The organism is Cupriavidus sp. NPDC089707, assembly GCF_044748965.1.
Taxonomy (GTDB): domain Bacteria; phylum Pseudomonadota; class Gammaproteobacteria; order Burkholderiales; family Burkholderiaceae; genus Cupriavidus.
Genome location: NZ_JBIVHB010000038.1, coordinates 13,694 through 27,271 on the forward strand (window position 1 = coordinate 13,694; position 13,578 = coordinate 27,271).

A 13,578-nucleotide genomic window follows, 5' to 3' on the forward strand; every position below is an offset into this window, starting at 1 on the left:
GCGAGCGCTGAGACTTTTGATACCTTTTTTACGCGTCAGGCCATATCGTGGCGAGGCTCCCTGCAACGGGATCCCTTCAACTTCGTCACAAGAACAAATGACTGTCCTGTGCCATGCCGCGGCCGCATTGCTTGCGTGCTCCGTACCTTCTGTCCTCCTGTTCACCGCCATGCCCGCCGTGGCGCAATCCCAGCCTGACACCGAACCGTCCGCACATACGTTCACCGCCAACGTCTCGGTGGCCACCGAATATCGCTACCGCGGCCTGATGCAGACCAACCGGCGGCCCGCAATCCAGGGCGGGTTCGACTACAGCCATGCGAGTGGCTTCTATCTCGGCAACTGGAACTCGAGCATCAGCTGGCTGGGGGACAGCAACCCCGAGGTGTCGGCGCCGATTGAGATGGATTTCTACGGCGGCTACAAGAACACGTTCAGCGGCGGAGACTGGAGCTACGACATCGGCGTACTGCAGTACTACTACCCGGGCGACTATCCGGCAAACTACACGCGCCCCTACACCACCGAGGTGTATGCGGGTCTGGGCTATGGTCCGGTGACGCTGAAGTACTCCTATGCGCCGACCAATCTTTTCGGCTTCGCTGACAGCAAGCACAGCTGGTACATCGACCTGTCGGCCAATGTTCCGTTGAATTTCTGGGGCCTGACGCTGAATACGCATGTGGGCTACCAGAAGGTGCAGGTTGCCAACGCCTCGTATGTGGACTGGAAGATCGGCCTGACGAAGGACCTGGGCAAGGGTTTTGCACTGGCGGTGGCCTATATCGATACCAACGCCGACAAGGCCGTGTACACCAATGCCAAGGGCCGCTACATGGGGCGCGGCATTGCGTGGGCTTCGCTGACGAAGACATTCTGAGTATCAGGACGTTGCCGGCGCCGCCGGTTTTTATGCCGATTTAATGCGTCAGCCTCATATCCTTGCATCAAATTTAGACGGCGCTGGCTAGCATAGACCCATCTCCAACACGCGACCCGCTACTGCGAGGGTCCATCGAATCATGCGACAGTCAAGCCTGGTCGTTGACAGCGTTCCCCGACGCTCCGCCTTACGCAGTGGCGAAGGCACTGTGACCGTGCTGCAGGCGGTCCCACAACCGGCGTCGCGATGGATCCGCCTTCGTCTTGCGGTGGCGTCTACTGAAGTCTTCGCGCTGCGGCAGTCCATGCACAGGGCGATCGGCAGCCTTGCCCGAGTCTATGTGGTGAACGTGGACTACCGCCACGGCGAGACCACCCTGCACGTGGAGGTGTCCCGTACGGACCGTGAAGCGGCCATGGAGGGGTGACTTCAGAATTCGGAGAATATTGCACGCCGACGCCGGGAGATTGGCGCCTGGCAAGGTTTTCCAGCCGAGCGGTGAGCTGGCTGGGGACGCAGACTATTACGATAACCAGTCGTTTCCCAATGGCGCAATTTGTCGGGCCAAACCGATGATGCGGGAATTGCGTCGACCATGAAGGACTTGCTGAGAATGCCGTCGGACCTTTACCAGATAAGGCTTCCGCACGGATTTCCGGTTGGCTGAGGTACTTTCTCCGCCAGGACGGTCAACGAGCACGACCGCCCCTGGCAGTCGCTTGGCGTGCAATATTGTCCGAATTCTGAAGTGACCCCTTATGCGATCAATTGCGCGGCGTCAGCTGCTCCAGCGGCTCGATCTGACGGAGCCAGCCTTGCAGCATCGTGACGAGTCGCAGCACTTCGGCCTGTGTGTCGAACGCCAATTCCGGCAACTTTCCTCGCCTGTTGCGACCGTCATCCCGGCGCCGTTGATGACCGTATGCGCCATCCCATGCAGACGCAGCAGCATATCGCGCAGTCCATCCTCGGCGCGGGCATCGGCCAGCAGGGCATCAAGCTCGTCCACCATGCGTAGTAGGATCGCTGTGTCGTACGTGTCCTGCGCTTGCCGCAACGCTGCCCGGTCCAGGCGACCGTAGGCCGTTTCGACCGTTTCGTCGGAATCGTTCATATTGTTGCTCCCGGTTTGTTCTCGCTGCGTTTGCCATTGCCGGCGTCCGCGCGGGCGCGCTTCAAGGCCTGGCGGAACAAGGATTCCTTGAGCCACGGTTCCGGCGGCCGCTTCAAATCGAGGTGGTAGTTGACGAACCGCTTGACGCCGGTGGTGCCATAGGGGCTCATGAAGGCGGCATCGGCCGCGGACACCGGTTCGCCGGCGGCGTGGAGTTCTTGCAGGATCCGCATCATGTCGACCGTGTTCTGCAGAATCACGGCCGAGGCCACCAGATCGATATAACGCACGCGCTTTTGCTGCTCGTTCAGATCGTTCTCGGTAATGACGTCGCCGCCGAAGTCGAGCCATTTGGTGAAGGCGTGGTACGACTCGATCTTGTTGGTGGTCGCCGTCACTTCCTGCCGCATGTCCTTCTGCGAGATCCAGCGCAGCAGGTAGACCGTGCGCAGCACGCGACCGAGTTCACGCGCTGCCGCAAACAGCCGGTTGTGCCGGCCCTCATGGCTCAGCTTGCGCAGCAGCATCGGCGACATGAAGCGGCCGGCCTGGATCGAAATCGCCACCTGCATCAGATCTTTCCAGTGATTGCGGATCAGCTTCCAATCGATGACATCGCTGAACAGACGGTCGATGTGCTTGTAGCGGGTGCCCTTCTCCGCCTTGTAGAAGCGCAGATCCGTCACGTCGCCGGCATGCTGGGGGAATTCACTGTCGACCTGTTCGGCCGTCTCCGTCAGCAGCTTCTTGAGGTCGTTGACGAAGCCTTGCGCATCGGATGCAAGACCGATCCGGTCGCAATAATCCTGCAGCATCGCCTGACATTCTTCCCACGGCATCAATTGCTGGCGAAGGTCGGCAAAGTTACCCGATCCTTCGATACAAACGTCGCCGCAGCGCAGATCGCCGGCGAGATGGGAAAACAGGCACACCTCCAGGTAGCGCCGATTCGTCGGCTTGCCCAAGGTAGGCGAGCGACGCACCAGCTTGCGCCAGCGCTCTGACGCGAACGACAGGTCGACCTCGTCGGCGAGCCAATCGGTCTTGCGGTGCTCGAGACATTTCCACACGGCCTCGGCCGATTTGAGACGATCAGCATGCCGGGATAAAGCCGGAAATGACACACGATGCCTTGCTGCGCCTCGTTTTTGGCCTGTGCCTGCGCAAGAGCCAGGTCAAGATTGCGCTCTTCTGTTTGTGTGGCTCGCGCAGATGCGGCACATTTGCTTCCATAGCTGTCTGGGCGCCCATCCAGCTCGTGGCGGCGCCGTCGGCACATCGAAACTATTGGAGGTGACCATGGCTCGAAAGTTGTTCGATGAGCTGCCTCTCGATGAGCAGGAGGATTTCGAAGCGGCCTGCCAGAAGTACGAGTGGATCCCAGAGGACTTCGTCGTAGTAGCGGATGAGGGGAACCCTCCTGGGGGTGGGCCCGGCCAAATACCTCGAGTGGTGGCTGTTGAAGCCAAGGCCACTGGGATCCGCCACGACTTCCAAGCCGGAAGCGGCACGTCGTGGACAGTGGATTTCGAGAAGGCGCTTGCGCGGAAGGCCTTTGGCGATCCCCCAGTCTAGTCTCATCGCATGCCGCACCGCCTTTCGCGTGGCTGCTGGTAGACAGCCGGTCGCTCGCCGAGGTCATGGTTGTGGTGCATGAAGGCTTCGCCGCCAACGCCTGGGCAAGCGCGCCGCCGCCACCGCCGCTACTCGCGCATCCTCTCTTCCATGAAGGCCCGCAGCGTGTCCATGGCGGGCGCCGCCGTCCGCCCCTGCAGGGTGATCAGCGCAAACTGCGCGCTGGTATGCAGGGGTGGCATCAGGGCCAATTCCACCAGTTCCCCGCTTGAGATGTGTTCGCGCGCAGCGGCAAAGATGCCGAGGAACACGGCATCGGTCACTCGGGCCGCTTCCACCAGGCTGGCGATTTCCTCGCAACGCAGCGTGACAAGCTGGTCCGGGTGCGCGCGCGGCCCGAAGTGGGCGATCAGGATTCGCGCCACCTCGTCCGACAAAGGGCTGGAAGCTATCGGGTAGGCCAGCAGATCGTCGAAGCGCACGCGGCGCAGCTTGCACAAGGGGTGGCCGCTGCGGCAAACGAAGCCGGCCCGCAGGTCCGGCAGCCGCTCCACGCGCAGGTCAGGGCCCGGCACCAGGGAGCGCAGGTCGATCACCATGCCATCCAGGGCACGGCCGCGCAGCAGCTGCAGTTGCAGATTGGTGGCCCCGCGCGAAATAGTGAGCCTGACCTTGGGATGGTGCCGCGCCATATGGACCAGGAAAGGCGTCATCAGCATGGCGCCCGGGCCCGAGCCGAGGCCGATGCGCAGGGTGCCGGCCTCCCCCGCCTGCAGGTCCCGCGCGCTCTGCCTCAACTCGCCGGCTTCGAAGGCGATGCGCCGCGCCCGCTCCAGCGCCAGCTGCCCGAAAGGCGTCAGCTCGTTGCGCTTGCCGATGCGGTCCACCAGCGGCATCCCCAACTCCGCTTCCAGCGCCTGGATGCTCCGGCTGAGCGCCGGCTGCGTGAGGTGCAGCCGTGCTGCGGCCTGGCTGAAGGAGCCGGTCTCCGCCAGCGCGATCAGGTGCTTGAGCTGAATCAGGTTCATCGCCGTCCTCGTATGCAATCTTGTAATGATAATGAGAAAAATGATGCATTGGACATCCGCGCACCGCCTTCCTAACATGGCTGTCAGCCGGGCGCGCCCGCGGGGGCAGAACAGACCCGGCACCCATATCAGGAGACAATGATGCACCTCACAAAACGCGTGGTCCGGCTGCTCGCCGCCTTGCTTTCGGGCTTGGTGGCCGCTCCCATTTACGCGGGCACTGCCGGCGCCGCCACGCCCTTTCCGGCCAAGCCGGTGGTACTGATGGTTCCCTACCCGGCCGGCGGCGCTTCCGATGCGATTGCCCGGGTGTTGAGCCATCCCATCGGCAAGCAGCTCGGCCAGACGGTGCTGGTGGAAAACCTGGGCGGCGTCAGCGGCGCCATCGCCGCGCAGAAGGTGTTGGCTGCTCCGGGCGACGGCTATTACCTGTTCCAGGGCTCGCCCAATGAAGTGATTCTTTCCCCACTGGCGAATGCCGCGGTCAAGCTGCAGGCGGAAGACTTCCAGCTGGTTCAGCCGATCTCCACGGCGGTGCTTGCGCTAATCGCGCGCAAGGACCTGGAAGCGAACTCCTCCGACGAACTGATCGCGCTGGCGCGCAGCCGAAAGGACAAGCCACTTTCCTACGGCAGCGTCGGCGTCGGCTCGCTGTACCACATTCTGGTCGAGCATATGCAGCAGCTCACCGGGACCAGCATGACCCACGTTCCCTACAAGGGCGCAGCGCCGCTGGTGCAGGACATCGGCGGCGGCCAGCTCGACTTCGCCATCGTGCCGTTCAACGCCGCGCTCGGCGCCATGGCGCAGCAGGGGCGGCTGAAGCTGCTGGCCACTGCCGGCGCCACCCGCCCCGCGCTGCTGCCGAATGTGCCTACCATCAGCGAAGGCAAGTTGCTGAAGAACTTCGCCTTCACCATCTGGACCGGCTTCATGGTCAGGAAGGGAACGCCGCCGGACGTGGTCCAGCGCTTGAGCCAAGCGCTCGGCGATGTGATCAAGGACCCTGCCGTGCGCGCCGGACTGGAAGCCCAGATGCAGATCGTGGCCGCGCCGATGACGCTGCAGGAGGCCGCCCGCTTCTATGAGGGCGAAACCGCGCGCTACCGCAGCCTGGCCAAGTCCATCGGACTGCAGCCGCAATAAAGCGGCGCCACGAGACAACGTCATCGCACAAGGAAGGAAAAGCCCCCCATGCAACATGTCATTCTGGACTCGCTGCGCCGTCGCGCGAGCAAGTTCGTCGCGCTGCGGCGCGACATCCATCAGCACCCGGAACTCGGCTTCCAGGAGCATCGCACCAGCGACGTCGTCGCCGAACACCTCTCGCAATGGGGTTATGAAGTCGAGCGCGGCCTGGGCAGCACTGGCGTGGTCGGCCGCCTGCGGCGCGGCAATGGCAAGCGCCGGCTCGGCCTGCGGGCCGACATGGACGCTCTGCCGATCGACGAAGCGACCGGGGTCGCCTACGCCAGCAGCCACGCCGGCGTGATGCATGCCTGCGGACATGACGGCCACACCGCCATGCTGCTGTGCGCCGCCGAATACCTGGCGCAGGAGGCGGACTTCTCCGGCACGCTTAACCTGATCTTCCAGCCGGCCGAGGAAGGCCTGGGCGGTGCCTTGCGCATGATCGAGGAAGGGCTGTTCCAGAAATACCCCTGCGACGCCGTCTTCGCCATGCACAATATGCCGGGTATGGCGCAGGGACGGCTGGTGCTGCGCGACGGCGCCACCATGGCATCGTCGGACTACGTCACCGTGACCCTCAAGGGTGTGGGCGGCCACGGCGCCATGCCCCACCGCGCGGCCGATCCGCTGGTGGCGGCGGCCGGCATCGTGCTGGCGTTGCAGACCGTGGTCTCGCGCAACGTCGATCCGCTGCAGATGGCAGTGGTGACCGTGGGCGCCATGCATGCGGGCCGCGCCAACAACGTGATTCCGCAGGAGGCCACGCTGGAGATCAGCGTGCGGGCGCTGGACCGGGACGTGCGTACTACCCTCGAGCGGCGCATCAAGGCCCTCGTGCAGGCCCAGGCGGAAAGCTATGGCGTACGGGCCGAGATCGACTACCGGCAAGGGTATGCAGTGCTGGTCAACACCCGGGACGAGACCGAATTCGCGCGTCAGACGGCGCTCGAGCTGCTGGGGCCGGAAGAGGTCGTGCTGCAAGGGCCGGCGCTGCCCGGCAGCGAGGACTTCGCCTTCATGCTCGAACAGGTGCCAGGAAGCTACCTGCTGATCGGCAACGGCGACGGTTCGGACGACGAGGCCAATGGCGGCCACGGCGCCTGCATGGTGCACAACCCCAACTATGACTTCAACGACCGGAATCTTCCGATCGGGGCGGCATACTGGGTGTTACTCGCCCAGCGTTTCCTCCTGTAATTGGGCTTGCGCATCGGCGTGGGTCCGCTGTCACACCTTCGCGCTCGCCGCTCTCGACTTGCTCTTGTTCGACCCACCCCAACAGTGTCTGGCTCGGCCCGAGGGGCCGAGGTCGCGCCCCATCGTCAGTCCCACGAAGCCGATATTGATGCGGTCCAGGAATGAGAACACGAAGAGGACGAACAGGAAGCCGATCAACCGGCGGTAGATCTTTCCAAGGTCTCCTTGCTCGCGTGCGAATCAATCCAGCTTGATTCCGGCATCGCGGATCACGCGTCCCCACCGCTCACGCTCGCTGCGCGCATACGTGGCGAGTTCGGCCGGCGTGCTCGGCGTGGGCTCGATGCCGAGTGCCTGCATGCGCGCTTTGATGGCCGTCGTGCCGAGCGCCTCGACCAACGCCTTGTTGAGGGCGGTGACTGCCTCCCGCGGCGTGGCCGTCGGCACCACCAGCGCCTGCCACGCATAGGCCTCGAAGCCGGCCATGCCCTGCTCGCTCAAGGTCGGAATCTCGCCCATCGTCTTGAGCCGTGAGGCACTGGCCACGCCGATCGGCTTGACCTTGCCCGACGTGATGTAGGCGCCTCCACTCGAGGTGTCGACGAACATGAACGGCACCCGGCCGCCGATCAGGTCCAGCAGCGCCGGCGCCGCGCCGCGGTACGGCACATGCGTAAGCTTCAGTCCTGTTTGCTGGCGAAACAGTTCGGTCACCAAATGGTGCGGGCTGCCTGCTCCCGGCGAGGCGTAGGTCACGCCCTCCGAGTTGCGTTTGGCCCAGGCGAGAAACTCCTTCAGGTTCGTCGCCGGCACGTTCGGCGCCACCACTAGAACCAGCGGAAAGCGAGCGATCGATCCGACCGGCGCGAAGTCTTTCTCCGCGCTGTAGGTGAGCTTGCTGTAGAGCGATGGGTTGGCGGCCAACATCGCCGAATCGGCGGTCATCACGACGTTGCCGATGTCCTTGCTCTTGGCCACGTAGTCGGCTGCGATGTTGGAGCCGGCCCCCGGCTTGTTGACGACGACGATGGTGCGGTCGAGCGCCTTGCCCATCGCTTCGGCCAGCATGCGGGCGACAACGTCGGAGCCTCCGCCAGCGGCGTAGCCGACAACCCATTCCATGGGTCGTCCATCAGCGGCGAGGCCCGCGAGCGGCATCAGCAGCGGAACGATGAGGGCGAGCAGCCGGCGGTAGATCTTGCCGACCACGCGTTCGCCGGCCATGGCGTCCGCTTCGCGGAATCTTTCCTCCGGCAGCGGCGCGGCATGGGCGGGCATGGCATCGATCGTGAGATCGCTATCTGGTCGCATGACTTGTCTCCTTTGTGGATAGTGGCCGCGACAACCGTGGTGGGCGTGCGCCTTTGTCACGCCGCCTGCGATATGCAGACGGCCCGGTGTCGCGTTTCTTGCTTGATTGACTGGCGGCCTACCGGCCGAGCGTCTTCGCGGTCTGGCCGCCGATGGCGTAGTCGGTCTTCGGCACGTCGAGGAACATCACCCTGACCGAGGAGCGGTCCACGCCAAGCGAACTGACTGCGGCATCCGTGACATCGGTGATGAACGCCTCCTTCTGCTCCTGCGATCGGCCTTCGATTAGGTAAATCTGCACAACCGGCATTGCCTCTCTCCTTTGGTGAAATTCCCAGCGCAGCGTATGACGTACCGCGGGTGCGCGATATTGGGTCGCATTTGCGCCCGCATAGAGGGTTCTGGCAGGGCGCATAGGTAAATCCCTTAGGCCCGCGCCAAAGTGATGCCGCCCAACGTGGCGACGATGGAACGGCATTGCAAGAACGTGCCCCGGCGGTGCGCTTCGGCACAAGCGGCAGGCGCTATCTCGCGCGCTGTACGCAGTGAAAATCGCGGTTGAAGTAAACCAGGCTCCCACCTTGCTGGCTGACGGTGACACGATCGAGCGTGACGAAGATGACCGAGTGGGAACCCACCTCCTTGCAATCGCTGATGCTGCCTTGCAGCTTGACAATGGCATCGCGCAGGGCCGGCTGGTCGGCATCGCCTTCGTCCCAGATGTCCCAGGCAAAACGATCTTCCATCGGCACCTGCGTCATGCCGGCAAAATGCCGGGCAAGCTCTTCCTGTTCGCTATTCAACACATTGACGCAAAGGCGGCCATTGCGCTGGAAGACAGCGTGCGAGGCACTGGCCCGGTTCACGCAGACGAGGATGGTCGGCGGCGAGTCGGTCACCGAGCACACGGCGCTGGCAGTAATGCCGCATCGACCTGCCGAGCCCTGTGTCGTGATGATGTTGACCCCGGCGGGCAGGTGCGCCATGGCCTGGCGGAATTCTGTTTGATTGACGGCATTCATCGGGTGGCCTCGCTACGTTATCGGCTTTGCTGAAAGCGTAGGGCAATGACCGCCGCGGCCGCTATTCATGCGAACCACCCGGATTGGCAGGCTAGTGAGAGGCCATCTACGTGTTTTCTTTATCCTGGTAATCAGCGGGCTTGGTGTACCCTTGACACTTCAAGCACCCGGCCGGGCAGCCCACTCAGATGTGCACCCGCCGCCCCGTTGGTGCGGTACGTCATACACGAAAGCGCCCCCGAAATGACTGCTTCCTCGGCTATCGTCTACATCGTCGACGATGACAAAGAACTCCGCACTTCCCTGGCATGGCTCCTCGAAACGGTGTCGGTCCAGGCCGAGTGCTTTGCCGGTGCGCGGGACTTCCTGGCCGCCTACGATCCCAAGCGTCCTGCGTGCCTGGTGCTGGACGTCCGCATGCCCGAGACCGGCGGATTCCAGCTACAGGAAATCCTCAACGCGCAAGGTGCAACGCTGCCGATCATCTTCGTCTCGGCGCACGGGGACATTCCGATGTCGGTGAAGGCGCTGCAGCACGGCGCGATCGACTTCGTCGAAAAGCCCTACAACCCGCAGCAGATGCTCGAGAAGATCCAGGGCGCCCTGAAGCGGGCGATCCAGTTGCACGACTGCGCCGAGCAACGCAAGAAGATCCGCGCGAAACTGGACAAACTCACCGCGCGCGAACAGGAAATCCTGCGCCGCGTGCTGGACGGGAAGGCGAGCAAGGTCATTGCGGACGAACTGCACATCAGCGTGAAGACCGTCGACGTCCATCGCACCAAGATCCGCGAGAAACTCGGCGTGGTGAGCACGGCCACGCTGGTGCGTGAGGTGATGGAGGTCTGGGCGTCGGGTTCGGGCGGCACGCCGGGCTAGCTGGCGCGGCGGTCTGCGGCACGGCGTCTGCGGTAGGCAGGGCTCGCGCACAACGGCACGGAAAAGGCAAACGACGTGCCGTAGGGCACGCGATTCTGCGCCCAGATGTCGCCGCGATGCCGCGATACGATGCTCTTGCAGAGCGCGAGCCCGATTCCGTTGCCGCCCGGCTTGCCGGAGAAGAATCCGTCAAAGATCCGCTGGCTGTTGGCATGCGGCAGCCCGCGCCCCTGGTCGTGCACCGAGAGGATCGCCTTGTCTGCGGCGGCGCAGGTTTCGATGCGCAGCGTGCGGCGATCGCTGGGGAGCGTCGCCATCTCCTCGATGGCGTTGAACGCGATATTGAGGATCACCTGACCGATCAGGACCTTCTCGCAACTGATCGGCAACGGGTCCGCGGATAGCGCCAGTTCGAGCCGCACATCCGCTTCCTCGCACTTGAGGGAGATGAAATACGCGCTGTCGTTGACGATGTCGTTCAGGTTGGCCAGCACTTCGGCCTGTTCGAGCTTGACGACATACTCGCGGATGCTCTTGATGATCAGCGACGCATGCTCCACCTGGCGGGCCGCCGCCTCGAGCCCGAAGCGGATCGGATGCGGATCGGCATGGTTCTTTGCGAGGCGCATCGACGCGCCCTCGATGAAATTGCGCGTTGCCGCGAGGGGCTGGCTCAGCTCGTGCGCGATCGTCATCGCCATTTCCCCCATCGCGTTGTAGCGGGCGAGGTATTCGATCTCCCGCTCCCGCTCCCGCTCCAGGGATTCGGCCTCGACCTGCGCCGTGACGTCGCGAAACAGCAGCAGGTAGCCGCTGACATCGTCCTCGATCTCTACGTAGCGCATGGCCGCCTGATGCCACTGCAGCTCTCCCGCCGCGGTCCGCACGCGGTACCGCGTGGAAAAGGAGCCCCGGGTGGTCGCATCCGGCGGCACGTTGTCGCGCAGTAAAGGCATCAGGGGAACTTCGCAGAAGGTGTCAAACGTCGCCCCGAGCACGTCTTCCTCGGCACGCCCGAGGATCCGGCACCCGGATTCGCTGACGTACACCACGCACCCGCCGCGATCCACCACCACGACGCCTTCGGCCAGGTCATGCATGAACTCCCTGAGCCGGCTTTTCGAGCGCCGCAGCTCGCGCTTGAGGGCCTCCTCCGCCGAGATGTCCCGGAACTGCACGATCAGCACGTCACGGGACTCCAGCGACACACGCGTGGCGATGGCCTCCGACAGGATCTCGTTGCCGTTCTTTGCCCGGTAACACCATTCGATCACGCTCTGGCCCGTCCGGGCCGCGTCATCCAGCCATTTGAGCCCCACCTCGCGCCTGTACTTCGCCGCGCTGCTGGTCATGTCGGGTGCCTTAAGCGCCGGAAACTCTTCCAGCGTAAAGCCTAGTGTCTCGCGCGCCGCGCGGTTCGCCCAGAGTATGGATTTCGTCTCCACGTCATGGAGGATCACGCGCAGGGTCAGCGCCTCGACCATGCGATAGAAGTCGTCTTTGCCGAATGAGTACATGTTGGTGGTTCCTGCGCGCGGAAGCTCGCCCGGAGGCCACGGCCGCGCTCGTGAATAGATCCATCCCGAAGCGTACCGCCGGGACAGCCCGGACCCGTATAGGTATTTCCTTTATCCGGCCCCGGGAAACCGTGCGGCAATGCACGCCCCGCTCCAATTGTTTGGCCCCCTGGGCCGTCGCTAGACTGGTTTCAACGGTCCACACCGTCAGAGCCGGTTCCCGAGCCGGCCCACACCATCCACAGGAGACAACCATGTTGCATTCCGCCGTGTCGGAAAGCCTCCTCAACCAACACCTCGGCATCGCTGCGCCCCAGGCCACCGATGCCGGGCCGCGCCCGGACCTGCTCGCCCGCGTACTGGACGAGGTCCGCGCCCGCCGGGATGAATTCGACGCGAAGCGGCACGTGCCGCGGGATATGGTATCCCGCCTGAAGCAGCTCGGTGTCTATCGTGCCGCCACGCCGCGGTGCTTCGGCGGCGATGCAAGGTCGCCGTCTGAATTCCTCAGGCTGATCGAGACGATCTCCGAGGCCGACGGCTCCGCCGGATGGGTCGCGAGCTTCGGCTCGGCCGCGGTCTACCTTGCAGCGCTGCCCCGCGACACCCTCGCCCGCCTCTACGCAAATGGGCCGGACATCGCGTTCGCCGGTGGCCTGTTTCCCATCCAGCCAGCCGAGAAGGTCGATGGCGGCTGGCGCGTCAACGGGCTGTGGAAGTTCGCGAGCGGCTGCAAGGGCGCCGACATTCTCGGCGTGGGCATCGGCGTCGGCGACGGCGGCAAGCCGCGCACGGCCGTGCTGATGCCCGAGGATGTGGAGATCGTCGAGAACTGGGAAGTGATCGGGCTGCGCGGCACCGGCAGTCATGATCTTCGCGTCAGGGACGTATTCGTCTCCGACGCGTGGACCTTCGTGCGCGGCGGCACGCCTTCCGTCGACGAACCGCTCTACCGCTACCCCTCCCTCGCCTACGCGGCGCAGGTACTGGCGGTGGTCAATCTTGGCGTCGCCCGCGCGGCGCTGGATGAGGTGTCGCGGATGGCCGGCGGCCGCACCGGCATTACCGGCGCGCCGAAGATGGCCGACCGCCCATACCTGCGCATCTCCGTGGCCAAGGCGGAAGCCGAGCTGCGGTCAGCGCGCGGCTTCTTCTACGAGACCACCGAGGCGGCCTGGGATTCGATCCTGAAGGGCGACGCCGTCTCTGCCGAACAAACCAGCCTGGTGCGCCTTGCGGCAGTGCAGGCCACGCGCGCGGGCGCATCCGCTGTGCAGGCAGCCTACCTGCTCGCGGGCACGGCCGCGATCTACGACGGGCACCCGCTGCAGCGCTACCTGCGCGACGCGATGGTCGTGACCCAGCACGCGTTCCTTGGCGAAGGACTGTACGACGCCGCCGGCGCCGTATGCCTGGGCGTGCCCCCCATGCCGGGGTACATCTGACCCGCGACATCGTCCCTCCTTCCACCCCAGAACCACCCGGAGTCCCCATGTCGCAACCTGCCCAAACTCCCCTGCGCGTCCTCTTCTGCATCGGCATCACCCAGAACTTCTTCGACTTGCCAACGGGCCAGGGCATCGAAGTGTGGAAGGGATTCAGCGCCATGATGAAATCCATGGCGGCACTGCCCGGCGTCACGATCCTCGGCGCCATCGACGATGACCGCCTGATGGTCGGCCCCTCCACGACGTCGCCATGGACCGTCTACATCATGGCCGACGTCGTGGACTATGCAACCGTCGTCGCCGCCTGCAACCTGTTCCGCACCACGCCGGTCGGCGAGCATAGCCTGTGGCGCTACGCCAAGATCGAGGCGCGCGTGGGTCGCGCGCTCGAAATCCCCGCCGAGGCGGCCTGA

Annotated in this window: 14 protein-coding genes and 1 pseudogene; 8 read left to right on the forward strand and 7 right to left on the reverse strand. The window is 64.3% G+C overall.

What is annotated here, in order from left to right:
- The first annotated feature begins 97 nt into the window (after window positions 1-97).
- Complete coding sequence (locus ACIP1U_RS31325) at window positions 98-880, forward strand: TorF family putative porin (RefSeq protein ID WP_400323432.1); 783 nt, start codon at window positions 98-100, stop codon at window positions 878-880.
- Between the two features lie 211 nt (window positions 881-1,091).
- Window positions 1,092-1,310: a hypothetical protein gene (locus tag ACIP1U_RS31330; protein WP_400323434.1), complete on the forward strand. Its 219-nt coding sequence runs from the start codon at window positions 1,092-1,094 to the stop codon at window positions 1,308-1,310.
- 351 nt (window positions 1,311-1,661) lie between these two features.
- On the opposite strand, the gene tnpC is transcribed toward ACIP1U_RS31330, so the two are convergent.
- Complete coding sequence (gene tnpC / locus ACIP1U_RS31335) at window positions 1,662-1,997, reverse strand: Tn3 family transposase post-transcriptional regulator TnpC (RefSeq protein ID WP_400323437.1); 336 nt, start codon at window positions 1,995-1,997, stop codon at window positions 1,662-1,664.
- Window positions 1,994-3,052: pseudogene (locus tag ACIP1U_RS31340) on the reverse strand (Tn3 family transposase); the annotation flags it as partial. The pseudogene ACIP1U_RS31340 and the gene tnpC, both read right to left, overlap by 4 nt.
- 244 nt (window positions 3,053-3,296) lie before the next feature.
- Here ACIP1U_RS31340 and ACIP1U_RS31345 point away from each other — a divergent pair.
- Complete coding sequence (locus ACIP1U_RS31345) at window positions 3,297-3,572, forward strand: hypothetical protein (RefSeq protein WP_400323440.1); 276 nt, start codon at window positions 3,297-3,299, stop codon at window positions 3,570-3,572.
- Window positions 3,573-3,700: 128 nt separating this feature from the next.
- On the opposite strand, the gene ACIP1U_RS31350 is transcribed toward ACIP1U_RS31345, so the two are convergent.
- Complete coding sequence (locus ACIP1U_RS31350) at window positions 3,701-4,600, reverse strand: LysR family transcriptional regulator (RefSeq protein ID WP_400323443.1); 900 nt, start codon at window positions 4,598-4,600, stop codon at window positions 3,701-3,703.
- A gap of 141 nt (window positions 4,601-4,741) precedes the next feature.
- On the opposite strand from ACIP1U_RS31350, the gene ACIP1U_RS31355 reads away from it, so the two are divergent.
- Window positions 4,742-5,746 (forward strand): tripartite tricarboxylate transporter substrate binding protein, encoded by a 1,005-nt coding sequence (locus tag ACIP1U_RS31355; RefSeq protein WP_400323446.1) that lies wholly within the window; start codon window positions 4,742-4,744, stop codon window positions 5,744-5,746.
- A 48-nt stretch (window positions 5,747-5,794) separates the two neighbouring features.
- A complete protein-coding gene (locus ACIP1U_RS31360) occupies window positions 5,795-6,988 on the forward strand; it encodes a M20 aminoacylase family protein (protein ID WP_400323449.1) in 1,194 nt (397 codons plus the stop codon).
- A 240-nt stretch (window positions 6,989-7,228) separates the two neighbouring features.
- Here the strand turns inward: ACIP1U_RS31360 and ACIP1U_RS31365 are convergent, their stop codons facing one another.
- The 3 genes from ACIP1U_RS31365 to hpaC all read right to left on the reverse strand — a co-directional run bounded on the left by ACIP1U_RS31365 (window position 7,229) and on the right by hpaC (window position 9,321).
- On the reverse strand, window positions 7,229-8,146 hold the full coding sequence (locus ACIP1U_RS31365; RefSeq protein WP_400323500.1) for a Bug family tripartite tricarboxylate transporter substrate binding protein: 918 nt from the start codon (window positions 8,144-8,146) through the stop codon (window positions 7,229-7,231).
- A 271-nt stretch (window positions 8,147-8,417) separates the two neighbouring features.
- On the reverse strand, window positions 8,418-8,777 hold the full coding sequence (locus ACIP1U_RS31370) for a 4-oxalocrotonate tautomerase family protein (protein ID WP_400323452.1): 360 nt from the start codon (window positions 8,775-8,777) through the stop codon (window positions 8,418-8,420).
- A gap of 46 nt (window positions 8,778-8,823) precedes the next feature.
- Window positions 8,824-9,321, reverse strand: coding sequence for a 4-hydroxyphenylacetate 3-monooxygenase, reductase component (hpaC, locus tag ACIP1U_RS31375; RefSeq protein WP_400323455.1), 498 nt, complete (start codon window positions 9,319-9,321; stop codon window positions 8,824-8,826).
- Between the two features lie 243 nt (window positions 9,322-9,564).
- Here hpaC and ACIP1U_RS31380 point away from each other — a divergent pair, with 243 nt between their 5' ends.
- Complete coding sequence (locus ACIP1U_RS31380) at window positions 9,565-10,200, forward strand: response regulator transcription factor (protein ID WP_400323458.1); 636 nt, start codon at window positions 9,565-9,567, stop codon at window positions 10,198-10,200.
- On the opposite strand, the gene ACIP1U_RS31385 is transcribed toward ACIP1U_RS31380, so the two are convergent.
- Window positions 10,197-11,717 (reverse strand): ATP-binding protein, encoded by a 1,521-nt coding sequence (locus ACIP1U_RS31385; protein WP_400323461.1) that lies wholly within the window; start codon window positions 11,715-11,717, stop codon window positions 10,197-10,199. The genes ACIP1U_RS31380 and ACIP1U_RS31385 overlap by 4 nt on opposite strands.
- 254 nt (window positions 11,718-11,971) lie before the next feature.
- Here ACIP1U_RS31385 and ACIP1U_RS31390 point away from each other — a divergent pair, with 254 nt between their 5' ends.
- Both ACIP1U_RS31390 and ACIP1U_RS31395 read left to right on the forward strand, forming a co-directional pair.
- Window positions 11,972-13,162 carry an acyl-CoA dehydrogenase family protein gene (locus ACIP1U_RS31390; protein WP_400323464.1) on the forward strand — a complete coding sequence of 397 codons (1,191 nt, stop codon included), beginning with the start codon at window positions 11,972-11,974 and terminating at the stop codon, window positions 13,160-13,162.
- A gap of 47 nt (window positions 13,163-13,209) precedes the next feature.
- Window positions 13,210-13,578 (forward strand): hypothetical protein, encoded by a 369-nt coding sequence (locus ACIP1U_RS31395; protein ID WP_209762072.1) that lies wholly within the window; start codon window positions 13,210-13,212, stop codon window positions 13,576-13,578.

Coding starts and splice junctions, on each gene's coding strand:
- ACIP1U_RS31345 (WP_400323440.1), top strand. CDS start 3,297: ATGGCTCGAAAGTTGTTCGATGAGCTGCCTCTCGATGAGCAGGAGGAT.
- tnpC (WP_400323437.1), bottom strand. CDS start 1,997: ATGAACGATTCCGACGAAACGGTCGAAACGGCCTACGGTCGCCTGGAC.
- ACIP1U_RS31395 (WP_209762072.1), top strand. CDS start 13,210: ATGTCGCAACCTGCCCAAACTCCCCTGCGCGTCCTCTTCTGCATCGGC.
- ACIP1U_RS31355 (WP_400323446.1), top strand. CDS start 4,742: ATGCACCTCACAAAACGCGTGGTCCGGCTGCTCGCCGCCTTGCTTTCG.
- ACIP1U_RS31370 (WP_400323452.1), bottom strand. CDS start 8,777: ATGCCGTTCCATCGTCGCCACGTTGGGCGGCATCACTTTGGCGCGGGC.
- ACIP1U_RS31325 (WP_400323432.1), top strand. CDS start 98: ATGACTGTCCTGTGCCATGCCGCGGCCGCATTGCTTGCGTGCTCCGTA.
- ACIP1U_RS31385 (WP_400323461.1), bottom strand. CDS start 11,717: ATGTACTCATTCGGCAAAGACGACTTCTATCGCATGGTCGAGGCGCTG.
- ACIP1U_RS31390 (WP_400323464.1), top strand. CDS start 11,972: ATGTTGCATTCCGCCGTGTCGGAAAGCCTCCTCAACCAACACCTCGGC.
- ACIP1U_RS31360 (WP_400323449.1), top strand. CDS start 5,795: ATGCAACATGTCATTCTGGACTCGCTGCGCCGTCGCGCGAGCAAGTTC.
- ACIP1U_RS31380 (WP_400323458.1), top strand. CDS start 9,565: ATGACTGCTTCCTCGGCTATCGTCTACATCGTCGACGATGACAAAGAA.
- hpaC (WP_400323455.1), bottom strand. CDS start 9,321: ATGAATGCCGTCAATCAAACAGAATTCCGCCAGGCCATGGCGCACCTG.
- ACIP1U_RS31365 (WP_400323500.1), bottom strand. CDS start 8,146: ATGCCGCTCGCGGGCCTCGCCGCTGATGGACGACCCATGGAATGGGTT.
- ACIP1U_RS31350 (WP_400323443.1), bottom strand. CDS start 4,600: ATGAACCTGATTCAGCTCAAGCACCTGATCGCGCTGGCGGAGACCGGC.